This window comes from Cellulosimicrobium sp. SH8, from assembly GCF_025818875.1.
Taxonomy (GTDB): Bacteria; Actinomycetota; Actinomycetes; order Actinomycetales; family Cellulomonadaceae; genus Cellulosimicrobium; species Cellulosimicrobium cellulans_D.
Genome location: NZ_JAMXMH010000012.1, coordinates 72,412 through 87,565 on the forward strand (window position 1 = coordinate 72,412; position 15,154 = coordinate 87,565).

14 protein-coding genes are annotated in these 15,154 nt (G+C 75.5%); 8 read left to right on the forward strand and 6 right to left on the reverse strand.

The window, feature by feature from the left end; genetic code table 11:
- The first annotated feature begins 78 nt into the window (after positions 1 to 78).
- Together glp and NF338_RS16725 are read left to right on the forward strand one after the other, a co-directional pair.
- The gene (glp, locus tag NF338_RS16720) at positions 79 to 1,440 is read left to right on the forward strand and encodes a gephyrin-like molybdotransferase Glp (RefSeq protein WP_264031823.1); all 1,362 of its coding nucleotides are present in this window, start codon (positions 79 to 81) and stop codon (positions 1,438 to 1,440) included.
- On the forward strand, positions 1,437 to 1,904 hold the full coding sequence (locus NF338_RS16725; RefSeq protein ID WP_264031824.1) for a molybdenum cofactor biosynthesis protein MoaE: 468 nt from the start codon (positions 1,437 to 1,439) through the stop codon (positions 1,902 to 1,904). Before glp ends, NF338_RS16725 begins: the two co-directional genes overlap by 4 nt.
- A 185-nt stretch (positions 1,905 to 2,089) precedes the next feature.
- On the opposite strand, the gene NF338_RS16730 is transcribed toward NF338_RS16725, so the two are convergent.
- Entirely contained in the window at positions 2,090 to 2,359 is a 270-nt protein-coding gene (locus NF338_RS16730) for a DUF456 domain-containing protein (protein ID WP_264031825.1), read from the reverse strand.
- Positions 2,360 to 2,453: 94 nt separating this feature from the next.
- The gene (gene moaA, locus NF338_RS16735) at positions 2,454 to 3,560 is read right to left on the reverse strand and encodes a GTP 3',8-cyclase MoaA (RefSeq protein WP_264031826.1); all 1,107 of its coding nucleotides are present in this window, start codon (positions 3,558 to 3,560) and stop codon (positions 2,454 to 2,456) included.
- 260 nt (positions 3,561 to 3,820) lie between these two features.
- On the opposite strand from moaA, the gene NF338_RS16740 reads away from it, so the two are divergent.
- The 3 genes from NF338_RS16740 to NF338_RS16750 are packed head-to-tail and all read left to right on the forward strand — an operon-like array spanning position 3,821 to position 9,014.
- Positions 3,821 to 5,173 carry an XdhC family protein gene (locus NF338_RS16740; protein ID WP_264031827.1) on the forward strand — a complete coding sequence of 451 codons (1,353 nt, stop codon included), beginning with the start codon at positions 3,821 to 3,823 and terminating at the stop codon, positions 5,171 to 5,173.
- Positions 5,173 to 6,060: an FAD binding domain-containing protein gene (locus NF338_RS16745; RefSeq protein WP_264031828.1), complete on the forward strand. Its 888-nt coding sequence runs from the start codon at positions 5,173 to 5,175 to the stop codon at positions 6,058 to 6,060. Before NF338_RS16740 ends, NF338_RS16745 begins: the two co-directional genes overlap by 1 nt.
- On the forward strand, positions 6,057 to 9,014 hold the full coding sequence (locus NF338_RS16750; RefSeq protein WP_264031829.1) for a molybdopterin-dependent oxidoreductase: 2,958 nt from the start codon (positions 6,057 to 6,059) through the stop codon (positions 9,012 to 9,014). Before NF338_RS16745 ends, NF338_RS16750 begins: the two co-directional genes overlap by 4 nt.
- A gap of 51 nt (positions 9,015 to 9,065) precedes the next feature.
- On the opposite strand, the gene NF338_RS16755 is transcribed toward NF338_RS16750, so the two are convergent.
- Entirely contained in the window at positions 9,066 to 9,779 is a 714-nt protein-coding gene (locus NF338_RS16755) for an NTP transferase domain-containing protein (RefSeq protein WP_264031830.1), read from the reverse strand.
- A 238-nt stretch (positions 9,780 to 10,017) separates the two neighbouring features.
- Between NF338_RS16755 and NF338_RS16760 the strand changes: the two genes are divergently transcribed.
- Both NF338_RS16760 and NF338_RS16765 read left to right on the forward strand, forming a co-directional pair.
- Positions 10,018 to 11,190, forward strand: a complete 1,173-nt coding sequence (locus tag NF338_RS16760) for an SPFH domain-containing protein (protein WP_264031831.1) — start codon at positions 10,018 to 10,020, stop codon at positions 11,188 to 11,190.
- A 2-nt stretch (positions 11,191 to 11,192) separates the two neighbouring features.
- Entirely contained in the window at positions 11,193 to 12,269 is a 1,077-nt protein-coding gene (locus NF338_RS16765; protein ID WP_264031832.1) for a hypothetical protein, read from the forward strand.
- A 3-nt stretch (positions 12,270 to 12,272) separates the two neighbouring features.
- Here the strand turns inward: NF338_RS16765 and NF338_RS16770 are convergent, their stop codons facing one another.
- Entirely contained in the window at positions 12,273 to 12,683 is a 411-nt protein-coding gene (locus NF338_RS16770) for a winged helix-turn-helix transcriptional regulator (protein WP_264031833.1), read from the reverse strand.
- Positions 12,684 to 12,824: 141 nt separating this feature from the next.
- Between NF338_RS16770 and NF338_RS16775 the strand changes: the two genes are divergently transcribed.
- On the forward strand, positions 12,825 to 13,703 hold the full coding sequence (locus tag NF338_RS16775) for an SDR family oxidoreductase (protein ID WP_264031834.1): 879 nt from the start codon (positions 12,825 to 12,827) through the stop codon (positions 13,701 to 13,703).
- A 66-nt stretch (positions 13,704 to 13,769) separates the two neighbouring features.
- Here the strand turns inward: NF338_RS16775 and NF338_RS16780 are convergent, their stop codons facing one another.
- Both NF338_RS16780 and NF338_RS16785 read right to left on the reverse strand, forming a co-directional pair.
- Entirely contained in the window at positions 13,770 to 14,153 is a 384-nt protein-coding gene (locus NF338_RS16780) for a universal stress protein (RefSeq protein WP_087471473.1), read from the reverse strand.
- 45 nt (positions 14,154 to 14,198) lie between these two features.
- A complete protein-coding gene (locus NF338_RS16785; protein ID WP_264031835.1) occupies positions 14,199 to 15,089 on the reverse strand; it encodes an IclR family transcriptional regulator in 891 nt (296 codons plus the stop codon).
- Between the last annotated feature and the right edge of the window lie 65 nt (positions 15,090 to 15,154).

The following is a 15,154-nucleotide window of genomic DNA, read 5'->3' on the forward strand; positions in this document are numbered from 1 at the left end:
GACATCGACCGCACGGCCGACGGGTCGCCCGCTCCTCCGGGTGGCCCGTCGGCGTGCACGGGACGTGGGAGGGCAGGCATGGCCGGGACCGGACGCGTGAGCGTCGACCAGCACCGCGCGGACGTCGCGGCCCTCCTCGCGCCTCTCGTCGAGGCGTCCCGACGGCGCACGCGCACCGAGGACGTCGTCCTCGCCGACGCGCTCGGCCGGGTCCTCGCGGCCGACCTCGTCGCGCCGGTGGCCGTCCCGCTGTTCCGCAACTCCCAGATGGACGGCTACGCCGTCCGGGCCGCGGACGTCGCCGGGGCGCGCGCGGACGCGCCCGTCCGGCTCGTCGTCGCCGCCGAGATCCCCGCGGCGCCGGGCGTCCCTCCACTGCTCGCGCCGGGCACCGCGGCCCGCATCATGACGGGCGCGCCCGTGCCCGACGGCGCGGACGCCGTCGTCCCCGTCGAGGACACCGTCGCGGGGACGTTCGCCAGCGCGCCACCACCCGACGCCGCAGGTCCGGCGGGCGACGACCCTGCCGGTCCCGGTGCGAGCCACGCCGTCGAGGTCCGTGTCCCGCGGTCGGCGGGGGACTTCGTCCGGGAGGCGGGCTCCGACGTCCGGCCCGGGGACGTGCTCCTGCCGGACGGCACCGTCCTTGCACCGCACCACCTGGCCGCCGCCGCGGCGTGCGGGATCGGGAGCATGCGGGTGGTCGCCCGGCCGCGCGTCGCCGTCCTGTCGACCGGGTCGGAGCTCGTGGGCCCCGGGGAGACGCCGGGGCCCGGGCAGGTCTTCGACGCGAACGCCGACGCGCTCGGCGCCGCCGTGCGGCGCGCGGGCGGGGACGTCGTGCGGACGGCCCGCTGCGGCGACGACGCCGCGTGGTTCGCCGCCGTGCTGGCCGAGGCGACCGCGGTCGCGGACCTCGTCGTCACGTCGGGCGGTGTGTCGCAGGGTGCGTACGAGGTGGTCAAGGACGTGCTCGCGGGCTCCGGCGCCGTCGACGGTCGGAGCGCTGACCAGGGCGCGGGCCAGGAGGTCGGCCGGCCGGTGGCGCCGGCCGTCACGTTCCGGTCGGTCGCGATGCAGCCGGGTGGGCCGCAGGGGTTCGGCACCGTGCACGGGACGCCCGTGCTCACGTTCCCCGGCAACCCGGTGAGCGCCCAGGTGTCGTTCGCGATGTTCCTGCGCGAGCCGCTCGAGCGGGCGGCGGGTCTTCCCGGGGCCGAGCGCGTGCGCACGGCGGTCCTCGCCGAGCCGCTGACCTCGCCCGCGGGGAAGCGACAGCTGCTGCGCGGCGCGACCGGACCCGACGGCACGGTCCGCGTCGTCGGGGGAGCGGGGTCGCACCTCGTCGCGTCGATGGCGCGGGCGGACGTGCTCGTGGACGTCCCCGCCGACGTGACACAGTGGGACGCCGGGACCGAGGTGGAGGTACGAGAGCTGTGAGCGAGACGCAGGGCGGGTCCCCGGGCGCTGCCCAGGGTGGGACGTCCGAGGACGTGAGCCGCGTGACGACGGACGTGCTCGACGACGCCGTGTCGCGCGCCGTCGAGGACGCGGTCGCGGGCCCGGAGTGCGGCGCCGTCGTGACGTTCCGCGGGGTCGTGCGCGACGTCGACGGCGGCCGCAGCGTGAGCCGGCTCGACTACGAGGCGCACCCCGACGCCACCGCGGTGATCCGGCGGTGCGTGGCCGGTGTGGCGGCCGAGACCGGACTGCGCGTCGCCGCCGTCCACCGGTACGGAACCCTGGGCATCGGCGACGTCGCGCTCGTCGCGTCCGCGGCCGCGGGTCACCGCCGCGAGGCGTTCGAGGCGTGCTCGCTGCTCGTCGAGCGCATCAAGGCCGAGGTGCCGATCTGGAAGCGGCAGCACTTCGACGACGGCGTCTCGGAGTGGGTCGGGCTGTAGCGGCAGGCTTCACGGCTGCGCCGGCGTACGACGAGAGGCGAGAAGTGGCCCCCGGCAACGGCCGGGGAGGGGCCACTTCTCGCCTCTCGTGCGTCGGGCTGCGGGATCCGCCGTGCGACGACGATGTCGGGCGGGACGCTCCCGGTCTCGCGCTCGTCGCGCGGGGCCGGGGTGGAGGGGTCGGGTCAGCGCGCGGTCGGGCGGTTGTCGAGCAGCATGCCGATGCCCAGGCCGACGGCGGTGCCGAGGACCAGGCCGAACCAGCTCAGCACGACGGTCCCGACGACGGCGCCGATCGTCGCGCCCAGGACGCTCTTGGTCCCGGCCTTCCAGGTGCCGGACCGCTCGTCGGTGCGGTAGATCGGCAGCGCGGAGGTGCTGTTGTCCGGCGTCGTGGTCGCGTCGGAGGAGGAGGTTGCGGGGTGATTCGTGGGTGCAGGGGAGATCGTCGTCACGGCATCCATGGTAGGAAGGTGCGTCCCGCGTGACCTGGGCAGACGCGTCGTGGTGACCGGCTTCACCCTATGATCTGCGCCACCGTCGCGACGCTCAGCCGCCGATCGCGCCCATGCTGCGCGACGTCGGCGCGAAGGCGTCGGCAGCGAGCGTCGGGGCGTCGCTGCCGTGGGCGAGCGGCTTGCGCCACATGGCGCCCTGCCACGCGCGGGCGAGGGCGTCGTCGCGCTCGTCCTCGGTGAGGTCCGTGGAGCGCAGGATCGCGCGCAGGTCGGTCTCGTCGTCGCCGAAGAGGCACGAGCGGACCGTGCCCTCGGCGGTGAGGCGCGTGCGGTCGCACGCGCCGCAGAACGAGCGCGTGACGGACGCGATGATGCCGACGGTCTGGGGTCCGCCGTCGACGAGCCACTCCTCGGCGGGCGCGGACGGGTCGTCGCGGCCGACCGCGAGCAGGTCGAAGCGGCTCCCGAGCACGGCGAGGAGGTCCGTCGCGGAGACGAGGTCGTCGCGCGTCCAGTGCCCGTCGGCGTCGAGCGGCATCTGCTCGATGAAGCGCAGGTGGCAGCCGTGGTCGACGGCGAACGCCAGCAGGTCCGCGGCGCCGGCCAGCGTCTCGGGCATGAGGACCGCGTTGAGCTTGACCGGCGCGAGCCCGGCGGCGAGCGCGGCGCGGATCCCGGCGAGCACGTCGGGCAGCCGGTCGCGGCGCGTGAGGCGCGCGAAGTCGGCCCGGTCGACGGAGTCGAGCGAGATGTTCACGCGGTCGAGACCGGCGGCGACGAGCTCGTGGACGCGCTTGTCGAGCCCGATCGCGTTGGTCGTCAGCGAGAGCGACACGTCGGGCGCGGCCGCGCGCGCGGCGTGCAGGATGTCGGCGAGGTCACGGCGCATGAGCGGCTCCCCGCCCGTGAACCGGACGTCGGTGATGCCGAGCCGCCCCACAGCGACGCGCACGACCCGGCCGATCTCGTCGGGCGTGAGGAGGTCCTCCCGGGGGATCGCGGGGAGGCCCTCCGCGGGCATGCAGTAGGTGCAGCGCAGCGAGCACTTCTCGGTGATCGAGATCCGCAGGTCGCGCGCGACGCGGCCGTACCGGTCGACGAGCGCGTCGGTCGTCGGGCGACCCGGGTCGAGGTCTGGCGAGCCGTCGCCGGGCGCGGCCGAGCGCAGCCTGGGCATCCCGAGCGAGACCGCGGTCATGGGCCGATCGTAGACGTTCCCGCTCGCGGACCCGTGACCCACGTCCGCTCGCGTGCTAGCGTGGAGTCCATCGAATGGAAGTTGAATTCCATTCAGCGGAACAGTTCTCCTCTGATGGGAGAGCGGTCCAAGGGCGGATTCAAGCCCTGTGTTTCCGGCGCGTCACAGCCGACGCGTCCCCGGACACGCAGGGGACTCACCGCAAGGGTTCACTGGAAGGACGCCGGTTCGCCGGCACCCTGGCGGAAGCGAGGCCCACGATGCTCCAGATCGTCGACCAGCTCGCCCCGTGGCTCGGCCCGGGGCAGCCCCCGTTCGCCGTCGCGACGGTGGTCGCGGCGTCCGGCTCCGTGCCGCGACCGGTCGGCACCGCGATGGCCGTGCGCGCCGACGGCGCCGTCCTCGGCAGCCTGTCCGGCGGGTGCGTCGAGGGCGCGGTGCACGCCGCCGCGCTCGACGCGATCGCCACCGGCGCGAGCCACCGCGAGACGTTCGGCTACAGCGACGACGACGCGTTCGCCGTCGGGCTGAGCTGCGGCGGCACGCTCGACGTCCACGTGCAACCGGTCTTCCCGGGGGACGACGTCGCCCGCGTGCTCGTCGCGCTGACGGCACCGCCCGCCGGCGGAACGCGCGCGGGCTCGGGCGTCCCGCCGCGTCCTGGCACGGGTTCGTCCGACGGTGACGCCGAGGCCGCAGGGCTCGGGGCCGCGGCGCTCGTGCGCCGGATCGACGGGGCGCGGCGCACCGCGGTCCTCGTCGAGGACCCCGGCGCCGCGGACGAGCGGAGCGTCGCCCGGGCGCTGCGCGACCTGGTCGGTCCGGCCGCCCTCGACGCCGCGGCGGCACAGGTGGTCGCCGTGCTGCGCGCGGGCGGGACGGCGACGGTCCACGCGGCGCACGGAGCGCCGCAGGCCCCGACGCCCGGCACGGCGCTCGACCCAGCGGCCGGCGCAGCGACGCACGACGGCGGGGCCGCGTGCGACGAGACCGAGCCCGTCACGCTGCTCGTCGAGACCCGCCTGCCCGCACCGCGGTTCCTCGTGTGCGGGGCCAACGACTTCGCCGGAGCGCTCGTGCGGCACGTGCGCCTGCTCGGCTACCGCGTGACGCTGGTCGACGCGCGCGAGGTGTTCGCCGACGCGCGCCGGTTCCCCGAGGCGGAGGTCGTCGTCGAGTGGCCGGACCGGTACCTCGCCGCCGAGGCCGCCGCCGGTCGCGTCGACCCGCGGACCGCCGTCGCGGTCCTCACGCACGACGCCAAGTTCGACGTGCCGCTCCTGCACCTCGCGCTCGACCTGCCGCTCGCGTACGTCGGGGCGATGGGCTCGCGCCGCTCGCACGCGCAGCGCGTCGCCGCGCTGCGCGCGGAGGGCGTCACCGAGGCGGCGCTCGCGCGCCTGCGCTCGCCCATCGGCCTGGACCTCGGGGCGGTGACGCCCGAGGAGGTCGCGGTCTCGATCACCGCGGAGCTCGTCGCGACCCGCCACGGGCGGGCCGCCGTCGTCCCGCTGAGCGGCACCGACGGGCCGATCCACGCCGACCCTGCCGCCGCGTCGTCCGACCCCCACCCCGCGGCCACGGCCGCGCCGACCCCCGAGGAGGCCTCCTGATGGACCTGAGCACCGTCACCGACCTCGTCCCGACCGTCGATCCCGGCGACTGGCGCGAGGGCGACGCCTGGCTCGCGGGCGGCACCGTCCTGTTCTCGTACGGCAGCCAGACGCTGCGTCGCCTGCTCGACGTGACGAGCGCCGGCTGGCCCGCGCTCACCGTGACCGACGACGGGCTCGACATCGCGGCGACCTGCACGGTCGCCGAGCTGTGGGCCTTCGAGGAGAGCGCGCAGGCCGCGCCGGTGCGCGGGCGGTGGCGAGCGCTGGACCTCGTGCGCCCGTGCTGCGACAGCTTCGTCGCGTCCTTCAAGATCTGGAACACGTCGACCGTCGGGGGCAACGTCTGCACGTCCCTCCCGGCGGGACCGATGATCTCCCTCACCGCCGCGCTCGACGGCGTCGCCGAGGTCTGGGGACCGGGTGGCACCCGCCGGGAGCAGCCGGTCGCCGAGCTCGTCACGGGAGAGCTGGCCAACACGCTCGCGCCGGGCGAGCTCCTGCGCGCGATCCGCGTGCCCGACCACGCGCTGCGGTCGCGCACCGCGTTCCGGCGCCTGTCCCTCTCGAACCTCGGCCGCTCGGGCGTGCTGCTGATCGGCCGGGTCGGCCCGCCGGACGCCGGGGGAGGGTTCGTCCTCACGGTGACGGCCTCCACGCGCCGGCCCGTACAGCTCCGGTTCGCCGCGGACACCCTGCCGACCGCCGTCGAGCTCGCCGCCGCGCTCGACGCCGCGATCCCCGTCGACCTCTACCACGACGACATCCACGGGCTGCCGGCATGGCGCCGGGACATGACCTACCGCCTCGGCGAGGAGATCCGCTCCGAGCTCCTCGCCGACGTCCTCGCCGAGCTCGGCGACGGCACGGACGGAGACCCCCGATGACCGCGATCGACCCCCGCCCGACCCCGCCCGTCTCGATCGACGGCCGCACGGCGCAGACCGAGCCGCGCGCGGGCCAGTGCCTGCGCACGTACCTGCGCGAGCAGGGCGCGCTCGGAGTGAAGAAGGGCTGCGACGGAGGCGACTGCGGCGCGTGCACGGTCCACGTCGACGGCGTCCCCGTGCACTCGTGCGTCTACCCGGCGCGGCGCGCGGCGGGTCACGAGGTGACGACCGTCCAGGGCCTTGCCGCGACGGCGTGCCACGGCAGCGGTGCCGGGGACGAGGAGACCGCCGCGTGCGACCACGACCCGCACGGTCCCCAGGAGACGCTGCACCCCGTGCAGCAGCAGTTCCTCGACGCGCAGGGCTTCCAGTGCGGGTTCTGCACGGCGGGGATGATCATGACCGCCGCGACGTTCGACGACGCGCAGCGCGCGAACCTGCCGCGCAGCCTCAAGGGGAACCTGTGCCGCTGCACCGGCTACCGCGCGATCGAGGACGCCGTCCTCGGCCGGGGCGACACGACGGGCACCGCCCCGGGCACGGGGGAGCGCGCGTCGTCGGGCGGCGACCACGCCTCTACCCAGGGTGACCACGCCTCTACCTCGGCGTTCGGGCGGGACGTGCCCGCGCCGGCCGGGCGCGGCGTCGTCACCGGGACGGTGCGGTACACGCTCGACGTCGACCCCTCCGACTACCCGGGGCTGCTCCACCTCAAGCTCGTCCGGTCGCCGCACGCGCACGCGCGGGTCGTCGCGATCGACGCGTCCGCGGCGCTCGCCGTGCCGGGCGTGTACGCCGTGCTCACCCACGAGGACGCGCCCGCGACCCGCTTCTCGACTGCGCAGCACGAGCTGTTCACCGACGACCCCGACGACACGCGGGTCCTCGACGACGTCGTGCGGCACGTCGGGCAGCGCGTCGCGGCCGTCGTCGCGGACACGGTCGCGGCGGCCGAGGAGGGCGTGCGCCAGGTGCGCGTCGAGTACGAGCTGCTGCCCGCCGTCGTCGACCCGGAGGTGGCGATGGCGCCCGGCGCGCCGCTCGTCCACCCCGAGCTGGACGCCGCCGACGCGCGCGTCTCGCGGCCCGAGGCGAACGTCGTCGCCGAGGTGCACAGCGAGCTCGGCGACGTCGAGCGCGGTCTGGCGGAGGCCGATGTCGTGCACGAGGCCACGTACCGCACGCACCGCGTGCAGCACGCCGCGCTGGAGACGCACTGCGCCATCGCGTCGCTCGACGACGACGGCCGGCTCGTCGTGCGGTCGTCCACGCAGGTGCCGTTCCTCGCGCGGCGCCACCTGGCGCGCGTGCTCGACCTGGACCCGGAGCGCGTGCGCGTGCACTGCGAGCGCGTGGGCGGCGGGTTCGGCGGCAAGCAGGAGGTGCTCACCGAGGACGTCGCGGCGCTCGCGACGCTGCGGCTCGGGCGCCCGGTCCAGCTCGAGCTCACGCGCACCGAGCAGTTCGTCGGCACGACGACGCGCCACCCCTTCCGCATCCGGGTGCGCGCGGGCGCGCGTCGCGACGGGACGCTCACCGCGCTGCACCTGGACGTGCTCAGCAACACCGGCGCGTACGGCAACCACGGCCCCGGCGTCATGTTCCACGGGTGCGGCGAGTCGCTCGCGGTGTACCGGTGCGAGAACAAGAAGGTCGACGCGCACTGCGTCTACACGAACACCGTGCCCGCGGGCGCGTTCCGCGGCTACGGGCTGTCGCAGATGATCTTCGCCGTCGAGTCGGCGGTCGACGAGCTCGCGCGGCAGCTCGGCATGGACCCGCTCGAGCTGCGAGGACGCAACGTCGTGCTCGACGGCGACCCCATGCTCTCCACGCGCCCGACGCCCGAGGAGGACGTGCTCTACGGCAGCTACGGACTCGACCAGTGCCTCGACCTCGCCGCCGACGCGCTCGCGCGCGGGCGGGCCCGCGACGTCGCCGCGTACGGGGCGGGCGTCGGGTCGGGGCCGGACGTGCTGCCCGACCTCGGCCCCGAGTGGGGCGTCGGCGAGGGCACCGCGCTGTCGATGATCGACACCGTGCCGCCGCGCGGGCACTACTCCCACGCGCGCGTGCGGCTGCGCGCCGACGGCGTGGTGGAGGCCGAGGTCGGCACCGCCGAGTTCGGCAACGGCACGACGACGGTCCACGCCCAGCTCGTCGCGAGCGCGCTCGGGCAGGACGCCGGGGACGTCGTCGTGCGGCAGTCGGACACCGACCTGCTCGAGCACGACACCGGCGCGTTCGGGTCCACGGGCACGGTCGTCGCGGGCAAGGCGTCGCTCGCTGCCGCGCAGGATCTCGCGGAGGTGGTGCTCAAGGTCGCGGCCGGGATGGCCGGCGCGGCGCCGGACGACTGCCGGCTCGTGCCCGGGGGCGTCGACTGCACGGGAAGCGACCGAGCGACGACCGTCCTGCCGCTGGCCGACATCGCGCGCGCCGCCACCGACGCCGGGATCGAGCTCGTCGCCGAGGGGCGCTGGGGCGGCACCCCGCGCTCCGTCGCGTTCAACGTCCACGGCTTCCGCGTCGCCGTGCACCGCGGGACGGGGGAGATCCGCATCCTGCAGTCCGTCCAGGCCGCCGACGCCGGCGAGGTCGTCAACCCCCGCCAGTGCCGCGGTCAGGTCGAGGGTGGCATCGCGCAGGCTCTCGGCGCGGCGCTCTACGAGAACGTGATCGTCGACGACACCGGCCGGGTCACGACCGACATCTTCCGCCAGTACCACCTGCCGACCTTCGCGGACACCCCGCGCAGCGAGGTCTACTTCGCGCGGACGTCGGACACGGTCGGGCCCCTGGGGGCGAAGTCGATGAGCGAGAGCCCGTTCAACCCGGTGGCCCCCGCGCTCGCCAACGCGATCCGCGCCGCGACGGGCGTGCGGTTCACCGAGCTCCCGCTGGCCCGCGACCGCGTCTACCTGGGTCTGAAGGCCACCACCATCCGCTGAGTGCATGGAGGGGTCGCGTCGATCGGCCTCGGACGCGACCATCTCACGTACTCAGCGGTGGGCGGGGGGTGGGTGGAGGAGGTCGAGGTCGGCCTCGGTGTCGAGGTCGCGGCCGTCGCCCGGGTGGTCGACGACGTCGATCAGGTCCGCGTGGGCGCGCAGGAAGTCGCGGGCGCCGTGGTCGCCGTGGGCGCTCGCCGCGGCGGGCTCGGCGAGCGCGACGTCGAGGACGAGCGGGTGGGCCCAGCGCGGGGTCCGTTCGACGCCGACCACGACATGAGGGTCGTTCTCCGCCTCAGGACGACCTCCAGGTCGTGCTCGACGTCCGGGGCTCGTCGCCCAGCGGGACGCGGCCACGCGGCCGGGGCGGTGGGCGGCGAGGAGGCGCGCGACGTCGTCGGGCACGACGCCGGGCTGGTCCACGTGCGCGACGACGACCCGGGCGGGAGCGAGGTCGAGCGCGGCGGCGACGCCGACGCGCAGGGACGACGCCATGCCGGACGACCACCCGGGGTTGTCGACGACGTGGACCCGGGGGTCGTCGAGCCTCGACCCGGAGCGGACGCGCTCGGCCTCGGCACCGAGGACCACGACGACGGCGTCGCACCCGCCCGCGAGCAGCACCCGGGCCCCGTGCTCGACGAGCGTCCCGCCGCGGTGGGGGAGCAGCGCCTTGGGCCCGCGCCCGAGCCGGGTCCCGGCACCCGCGGCGAGCAGGACGGCGACGGTGGGCGTCGCGGGCGCGGGCGTCGGCGGGTTCGGCACCCGGCCAGGATAGGTCGCCGCCGAGCTCGGGGTCCTCCCCGGACGGCCCCCTCCGTGGGGAGCGACCCCGGGTTCGACGGCGTGAGCGGGACCCCGCCGCCAACCAGTCGGTTTTACCAAACCTTGGGGGTTTCATCGGCGGGCAGGGGTGCCGCTATGCTCGGCGCGCCAGGGCGGGCGACGCGCCCGCGCGTGCGGGCGCTCGCGGCCGTCCCGCACGACGAGCGAAGGAGTCCGGATGAGCTTCATGGAGAAGCTGCGCGGCCAGCTGATCGACATCATCGAGTTCCTCGACGAGAGCCGGGACACGATGGTCTGGCGCTTCCCGCGCCAGGGCAACGAGATCAAGAACCAGGCGAAGCTCGTCGTGCGCGAGGGGCAGAGCGCCGTCTTCGTGAGCGAGGGCCGGCTCGCCGACGTGTTCGGGCCGGGCACGTACACGCTCGAGACCAAGAACCTGCCGATCCTGTCGACGATCCAGGGCTGGAAGTACGGGTTCAGCTCGCCGTTCAAGGCGGAGGTGTACTTCGTCGCGACGCGCCAGTTCACCGACCTCACGTGGGGCACGCAGAACCCCGTGATCCTGCGTGACCCCGAGCTCGGCGCGGTCCGCATCCGCGCGTTCGGGACGTACGCGCTGCAGGTCGTGGACCCGTCGGCGCTGCTCCGCCAGCTCGTGGGGACCGACCCGCAGTTCCGCACCGACGAGATCGGCGACTACTTCCGCCGCCTCGTGGTCGGCCAGCTCGGCCCGGCGCTCGCGGAGGCCGGCGTCGCGGCGATCGACCTCGCCGCGAACCAGCGCGAGATCGCCACGCGGCTCGCGGGCCAGCTCTCGGAGGACCTGTCGGAGTACGGCATCGCCGTGCCGCGCTTCGTCCTCGAGAACGTCTCCTTCCCGCCCGAGGTCGAGGCGGCTCTCGACAAGCGGACGCAGATGGCCGTCGTCGGGAACCTCGACCAGTACACCAAGTTCCAGGCGGCGAACGCGATCGAGACCGCCGCGGCCAACCCCGGAGGCGCGGGCGACGGGCTGGGGCTCGGCGCCGGCATGGGTCTCGGCGCGGCCATGGGGCAGCAGCTCGCGCAGTCGCTCGGGACGACGGCGGCCCCCCAGCCGACCCCGGCCCCGACGCCGCCCGCAGGTCCGCCGCCCCTGCCTGCCGCGGAGTCGCCCTGGTACTGGGCGGTCGGCGGCACGCAGGCCGGTCCCGGCACGACGGCGGACCTCGCGGGCCGCGTCCGGTCCGGAGAGGTGACGCGCGCGTCGCTCGTGTGGCAGGAGGGCATGGCCGCGTGGACCGCCGCGGGCGAGGTGCCCGCGCTCGCGGCGCTGTTCGCCGCGACACCGCCGCCGTTGCCGCCGACAGGCGCCCCGACCGGAGACCCGACCGGACCGGTGGCGGGCTGACGGTGAGCGACGCGCAGGGAGAGCTCGTCCGCACGCGCTGCGAGGCGTGCGGGTCGCAGCTCGCGTACGCGCCGGGGACGCAGCACCTGCGGTGCGTGGCGTGCGGCGGGACGGTCGCGATCGTGCACGCACCGGGCGACGCCGTCGACGAGCACTCGTTCGACGCGTGGGCCGCCGCGCAGGGCGGCGTGCGCGCCGGGATCCTCGACGCGCGGGTCCTCACGTGCGACGGGTGCGGCGCGACGACGCAGGGCACGGACCTGTCGGTCGCGTGCCGCTTCTGCGGGGGCCACCTCGTCGCCGCGGCCGAGACCGACGGCCTGGTGCAGCCGGAGGCGGTCGTGCCGTTCGGCGTCGAGCAGGCGCAGGCGCGCGACGCGTTCCGGCGCTGGGTGCGCTCGCGCTGGTTCGCGCCGGGCGAGCTGAAGAAGGTCGGGGACACGGAGTCCCTGCACGGCTCGTACGTGCCGCACTGGACGTTCGACGCGCGCACGTCGTCGGCGTACTCGGGCCAGCGCGGGGACGCCTACTACGTGACCGTCAAGCACGGCGACGAGGAACGCCAGGAGCGGCGCGTGGCCTGGACGCCCGTGTCCGGTCACGTCGCCCGCGACTTCGACGACGTCCTGGTGCCAGCGTCCTCCCAGGTCGCCGAGCGGGACCTGTCCAGGCTCGGGCCGTGGCCGCTCGGGCACGCCGTGCCGTTCCGCGCCGAGTACCTCGCGGGGTTCTCGGCGGCGCGCTACGACGTCGAGCCGCCCGCGGGGCTGGACCGCGCCCAGCAGAAGATGGCGCCGGTCATCCGGGACGACGTCGAGCGCGACATCGGCGGTGACGAGCAGCGGGTCGGCTCGATCCGCACCGCCTACGCGGACGTCATGTTCAAGCTCGTGCTGCTGCCGCTGTGGATCGCGACGTACGTGTACGCGGGCAAGCAGTGGCAGGTCATGGTCAACGCCAACACGGGCCAGGTGATCGGGCGGCGCCCGTACAGCGTCGGCAAGATCGTCCTTGCCGTGCTGGCCGGGCTGCTCGTCGTCGCCGCGCTCGTGTTCTGGTACCTGCGCTCGCAGACGTGAGCCTCAGGCGTCCCGGCGCGCGTCGTACGCGTGCTGGGACGCCGTCACCTCCGCGACCGAGCCCTCGAGGACGTCGAGCAGCCCCGTCAGGCTGTCGGCGACGCGGCGCCCGAGGTCGGTGAGGGAGTACTCGACGTGCGGCGGGATGGTCGCGCGCACCTCGCGCACGACGATGCCGTCGCGCTCGAGCGACTGGAGGGTCTGGGCGAGCATCTTCTCGCTGACCCCGTCGATGCGGCGCCGCAGCGCGTTGAAGCGCACCGCGCCGTCGCGCAGCCCGGCGACCGTGAGCACGCCCCACCGCCCGGTCACGGCCTCGAGGACGTGCCGCGACGTGCAGCCGCGCTGGAAGACGTCGGCGACCATCGCGTCGGTGGGTCCGGGGTCCTCCACGGGACGGGCGTCGGTCGTCATCGCCCCAGGATACGGCGCCCGACGGCAAGCAGCACTGTGATGTAGAACGCACAGGCAAACAGTTGGCACTTTCAAAAAGTTAGCGCATGCTGGGACGGCGCGGCCGACCCGGTCGTGCCCACGCACCGAAGGAGCCCCCGCATGTCCATCGCCGTCACCGGAACCAGCGGTCACCTCGGCCGCCTCGTCGTCGAGTCCCTCCTCGCCCGCGGCGCCGACCCGTCGCAGGTGGTCGCCACCGCGCGGACCACCGCCAAGGTCGCCGACCTCGCCGACCGCGGCGTCCAGGTCCGCGAGGCCGACTACGAGCGCCCGGAGACCCTCGCCGCGGCGCTCGCGGGCGTCGACGTCCTCGTGCTGGTGTCGGGTTCCGAGGTGGGGCAGCGGGTCCCGCAGCACCGCAACGTCGTCGACGCGGCCGTCGCGGCCGGCGTCTCCCGCGTGATCTACACCAGCGCCCCGCACGCGACGACCTCCGCACTCGTCCTCGCGCCCGAGCACAAGGCCACGGAGGAGCTCCTGGCGGCCTCGGGGGTGGCGACCACGATCCTGCGCAACAACTGGTACACCGAGAACTACGTCGGCGACGTGCTGGGCGCCCGCGAGTCCGGCGAGCTCGTGTCGAGCGCCGGCGACGGTCGGGTCGCGAGCGCGAGCCGCGCCGACTACGCCGAGGCCGCCGCGGTCGTCGCGCTCGCCGCGCAGGCGGACGGCTCCGCGCACGCGGGGACCGTCTACGAGCTGAGCGGCGACGTCGCGTGGACGTTCGACGACCTCGCCGCGGCGACGTCGGAGGTCCTGGGCCGCCCGGTCGCCCTGCGGCGCGTGTCGCCCGACGAGCAGCGTGCGCGTCTCGTCGCGATCGGCCTGGACGAGGGCACGGCCGGGTTCGTCGTCGCACTCGAGGGCGACACGCGCGCCGGGCTGCTCGGCGAGACGTCGGGCGAGCTCGCGCGGCTGCTCGGCCGCCCGACGACGCCGCTCGTCGACGGGCTGCGCGCCGCCGTCGCGCAGGGCTGAGGGAGGTCGCGACGCGGCCGTCCGGAAGGCCGGGCGGCCGCGGCGGCGGCACCCGTCAGGACGGCGTCAGTGGGACGCCTTGACGACGAGCACCGGGACGGGCGAGTCGAGGAGCACACGCTGCGTCGTGCTGCCGAGGAGGAACTTGCCGACCGGTGACCGCTTGCGTGCGCCCACGACGACGAGGTCGGGGCCGGTGCGCTCGGCCGCGTCGATGATCGCCTCGGCCGGGTCGAGGTGCTCCGAGCGGTAGGAGATCTCCGGGTGGGCGACCTCGGCGGGGAGCGTGTCGAGCAGGTGCGCGAGGGTCGCGGGGACGCCCGCGTCGGCGTCCTGCGGGGTGAGGACGAGGACCGCGAGGGCGGTCGAGCGGTGGACCGCCTCGGCGACCGCCGCACGGAACGCGGTCTCGCCCTGCGGGGAGTCGTTGTACGCCACGAGGACGGTCATCGCGCGGGCCCTTCCGTCATTCCGTCGTGCTGCGGTTGAACTCTCTCACAGGGCGCGCCCCGTCGCCGGTCGACGGGTGCCCGCGGCGACCGGCGCGCCGAGCCGGCCGAGCGCCGCCTCGGGCACGGCGAGCGTCGGGGGCAGCAGGGGCGGGACGACGTCGCGCAGGGCCGCCTCGATCTCGCGCCGCCGGCGCGCGCCCAGGCGCTCGGCCGGTGCGGTGACGCTCACGGCGGCCACGGACTGCCCGCCCCGCAGGATCGGGAGGGCGACGCAGCTGATGCCCGGCTCGTTCTCCTCGGTCTCCGTCGCGAACCCGCTCGCCCGCGTCGCGTCGCACGTCGCGCGGAGCGCGGCGGGCGAGACGGGGTGCTCGGCGGGGGCCGCCGCGGCGTACCAGGCGAGCGCGCCGTCGTCGAGCGGACGGTGGGCGAGCAGGGCACGCCCGAGCGCGGTGGTGGCCGCGGGGCGGCGACGGCCCACGGCCGACCAGACCCGGACGGCGCGCGCGGGCTCGACCTTGTCGAGGTAGACGATCTCGGTCCCGGCGAGGGCGCCGAGGTGGACGAGCTCGTCGGTCGCCCGGCACACGGCGACGAGCACGGGGTGCAGGAGGGCGGGCAGGTTCTCCTCGCCGAGGTACACCGTCGCGAGGGCGGTCGCCGCCGGCCCGAGCCGGTAGTCGCCCGTCGCGGCGTCCTGCTCGGCGTAGCCGCGGTAGCGCAGCGCGGCGAGCGTGCGGTGCAGCGAGGCCTTGTGCAGCCCGAGCGAGCGCGAGAGGTCGCCGAGCGCGACCCCGGCAGGACCGGCCTCGGCGAGCGCCTCGAGCACGGTCAGCGCCTTGTCCACGCTCCCGAGCGGGCTGCCGCCCGGACCGGTCGTCTCGTGCTCGTCACCCGTCAGGGTGCCCGACGGCGTGGTCCCGGCTTCCGCCATCGTCGCTCCTTCGCCTAGAGTGCGTTCCGTAGTGAATAACAGACGTTCACCATAGCGAAACGGAG

Coding starts and splice junctions, on each gene's coding strand:
- NF338_RS16745 (WP_264031828.1), top strand. CDS start 5,173: ATGGACCTGAGCACCGTCACCGACCTCGTCCCGACCGTCGATCCCGGC.
- NF338_RS16750 (WP_264031829.1), top strand. CDS start 6,057: ATGACCGCGATCGACCCCCGCCCGACCCCGCCCGTCTCGATCGACGGC.
- NF338_RS16785 (WP_264031835.1), bottom strand. CDS start 15,089: ATGGCGGAAGCCGGGACCACGCCGTCGGGCACCCTGACGGGTGACGAG.
- NF338_RS16760 (WP_264031831.1), top strand. CDS start 10,018: ATGAGCTTCATGGAGAAGCTGCGCGGCCAGCTGATCGACATCATCGAG.
- NF338_RS16770 (WP_264031833.1), bottom strand. CDS start 12,683: ATGACGACCGACGCCCGTCCCGTGGAGGACCCCGGACCCACCGACGCG.
- NF338_RS16775 (WP_264031834.1), top strand. CDS start 12,825: ATGTCCATCGCCGTCACCGGAACCAGCGGTCACCTCGGCCGCCTCGTC.
- NF338_RS16780 (WP_087471473.1), bottom strand. CDS start 14,153: ATGACCGTCCTCGTGGCGTACAACGACTCCCCGCAGGGCGAGACCGCG.
- moaA (WP_264031826.1), bottom strand. CDS start 3,560: ATGACCGCGGTCTCGCTCGGGATGCCCAGGCTGCGCTCGGCCGCGCCC.
- NF338_RS16740 (WP_264031827.1), top strand. CDS start 3,821: ATGCTCCAGATCGTCGACCAGCTCGCCCCGTGGCTCGGCCCGGGGCAG.
- glp (WP_264031823.1), top strand. CDS start 79: ATGGCCGGGACCGGACGCGTGAGCGTCGACCAGCACCGCGCGGACGTC.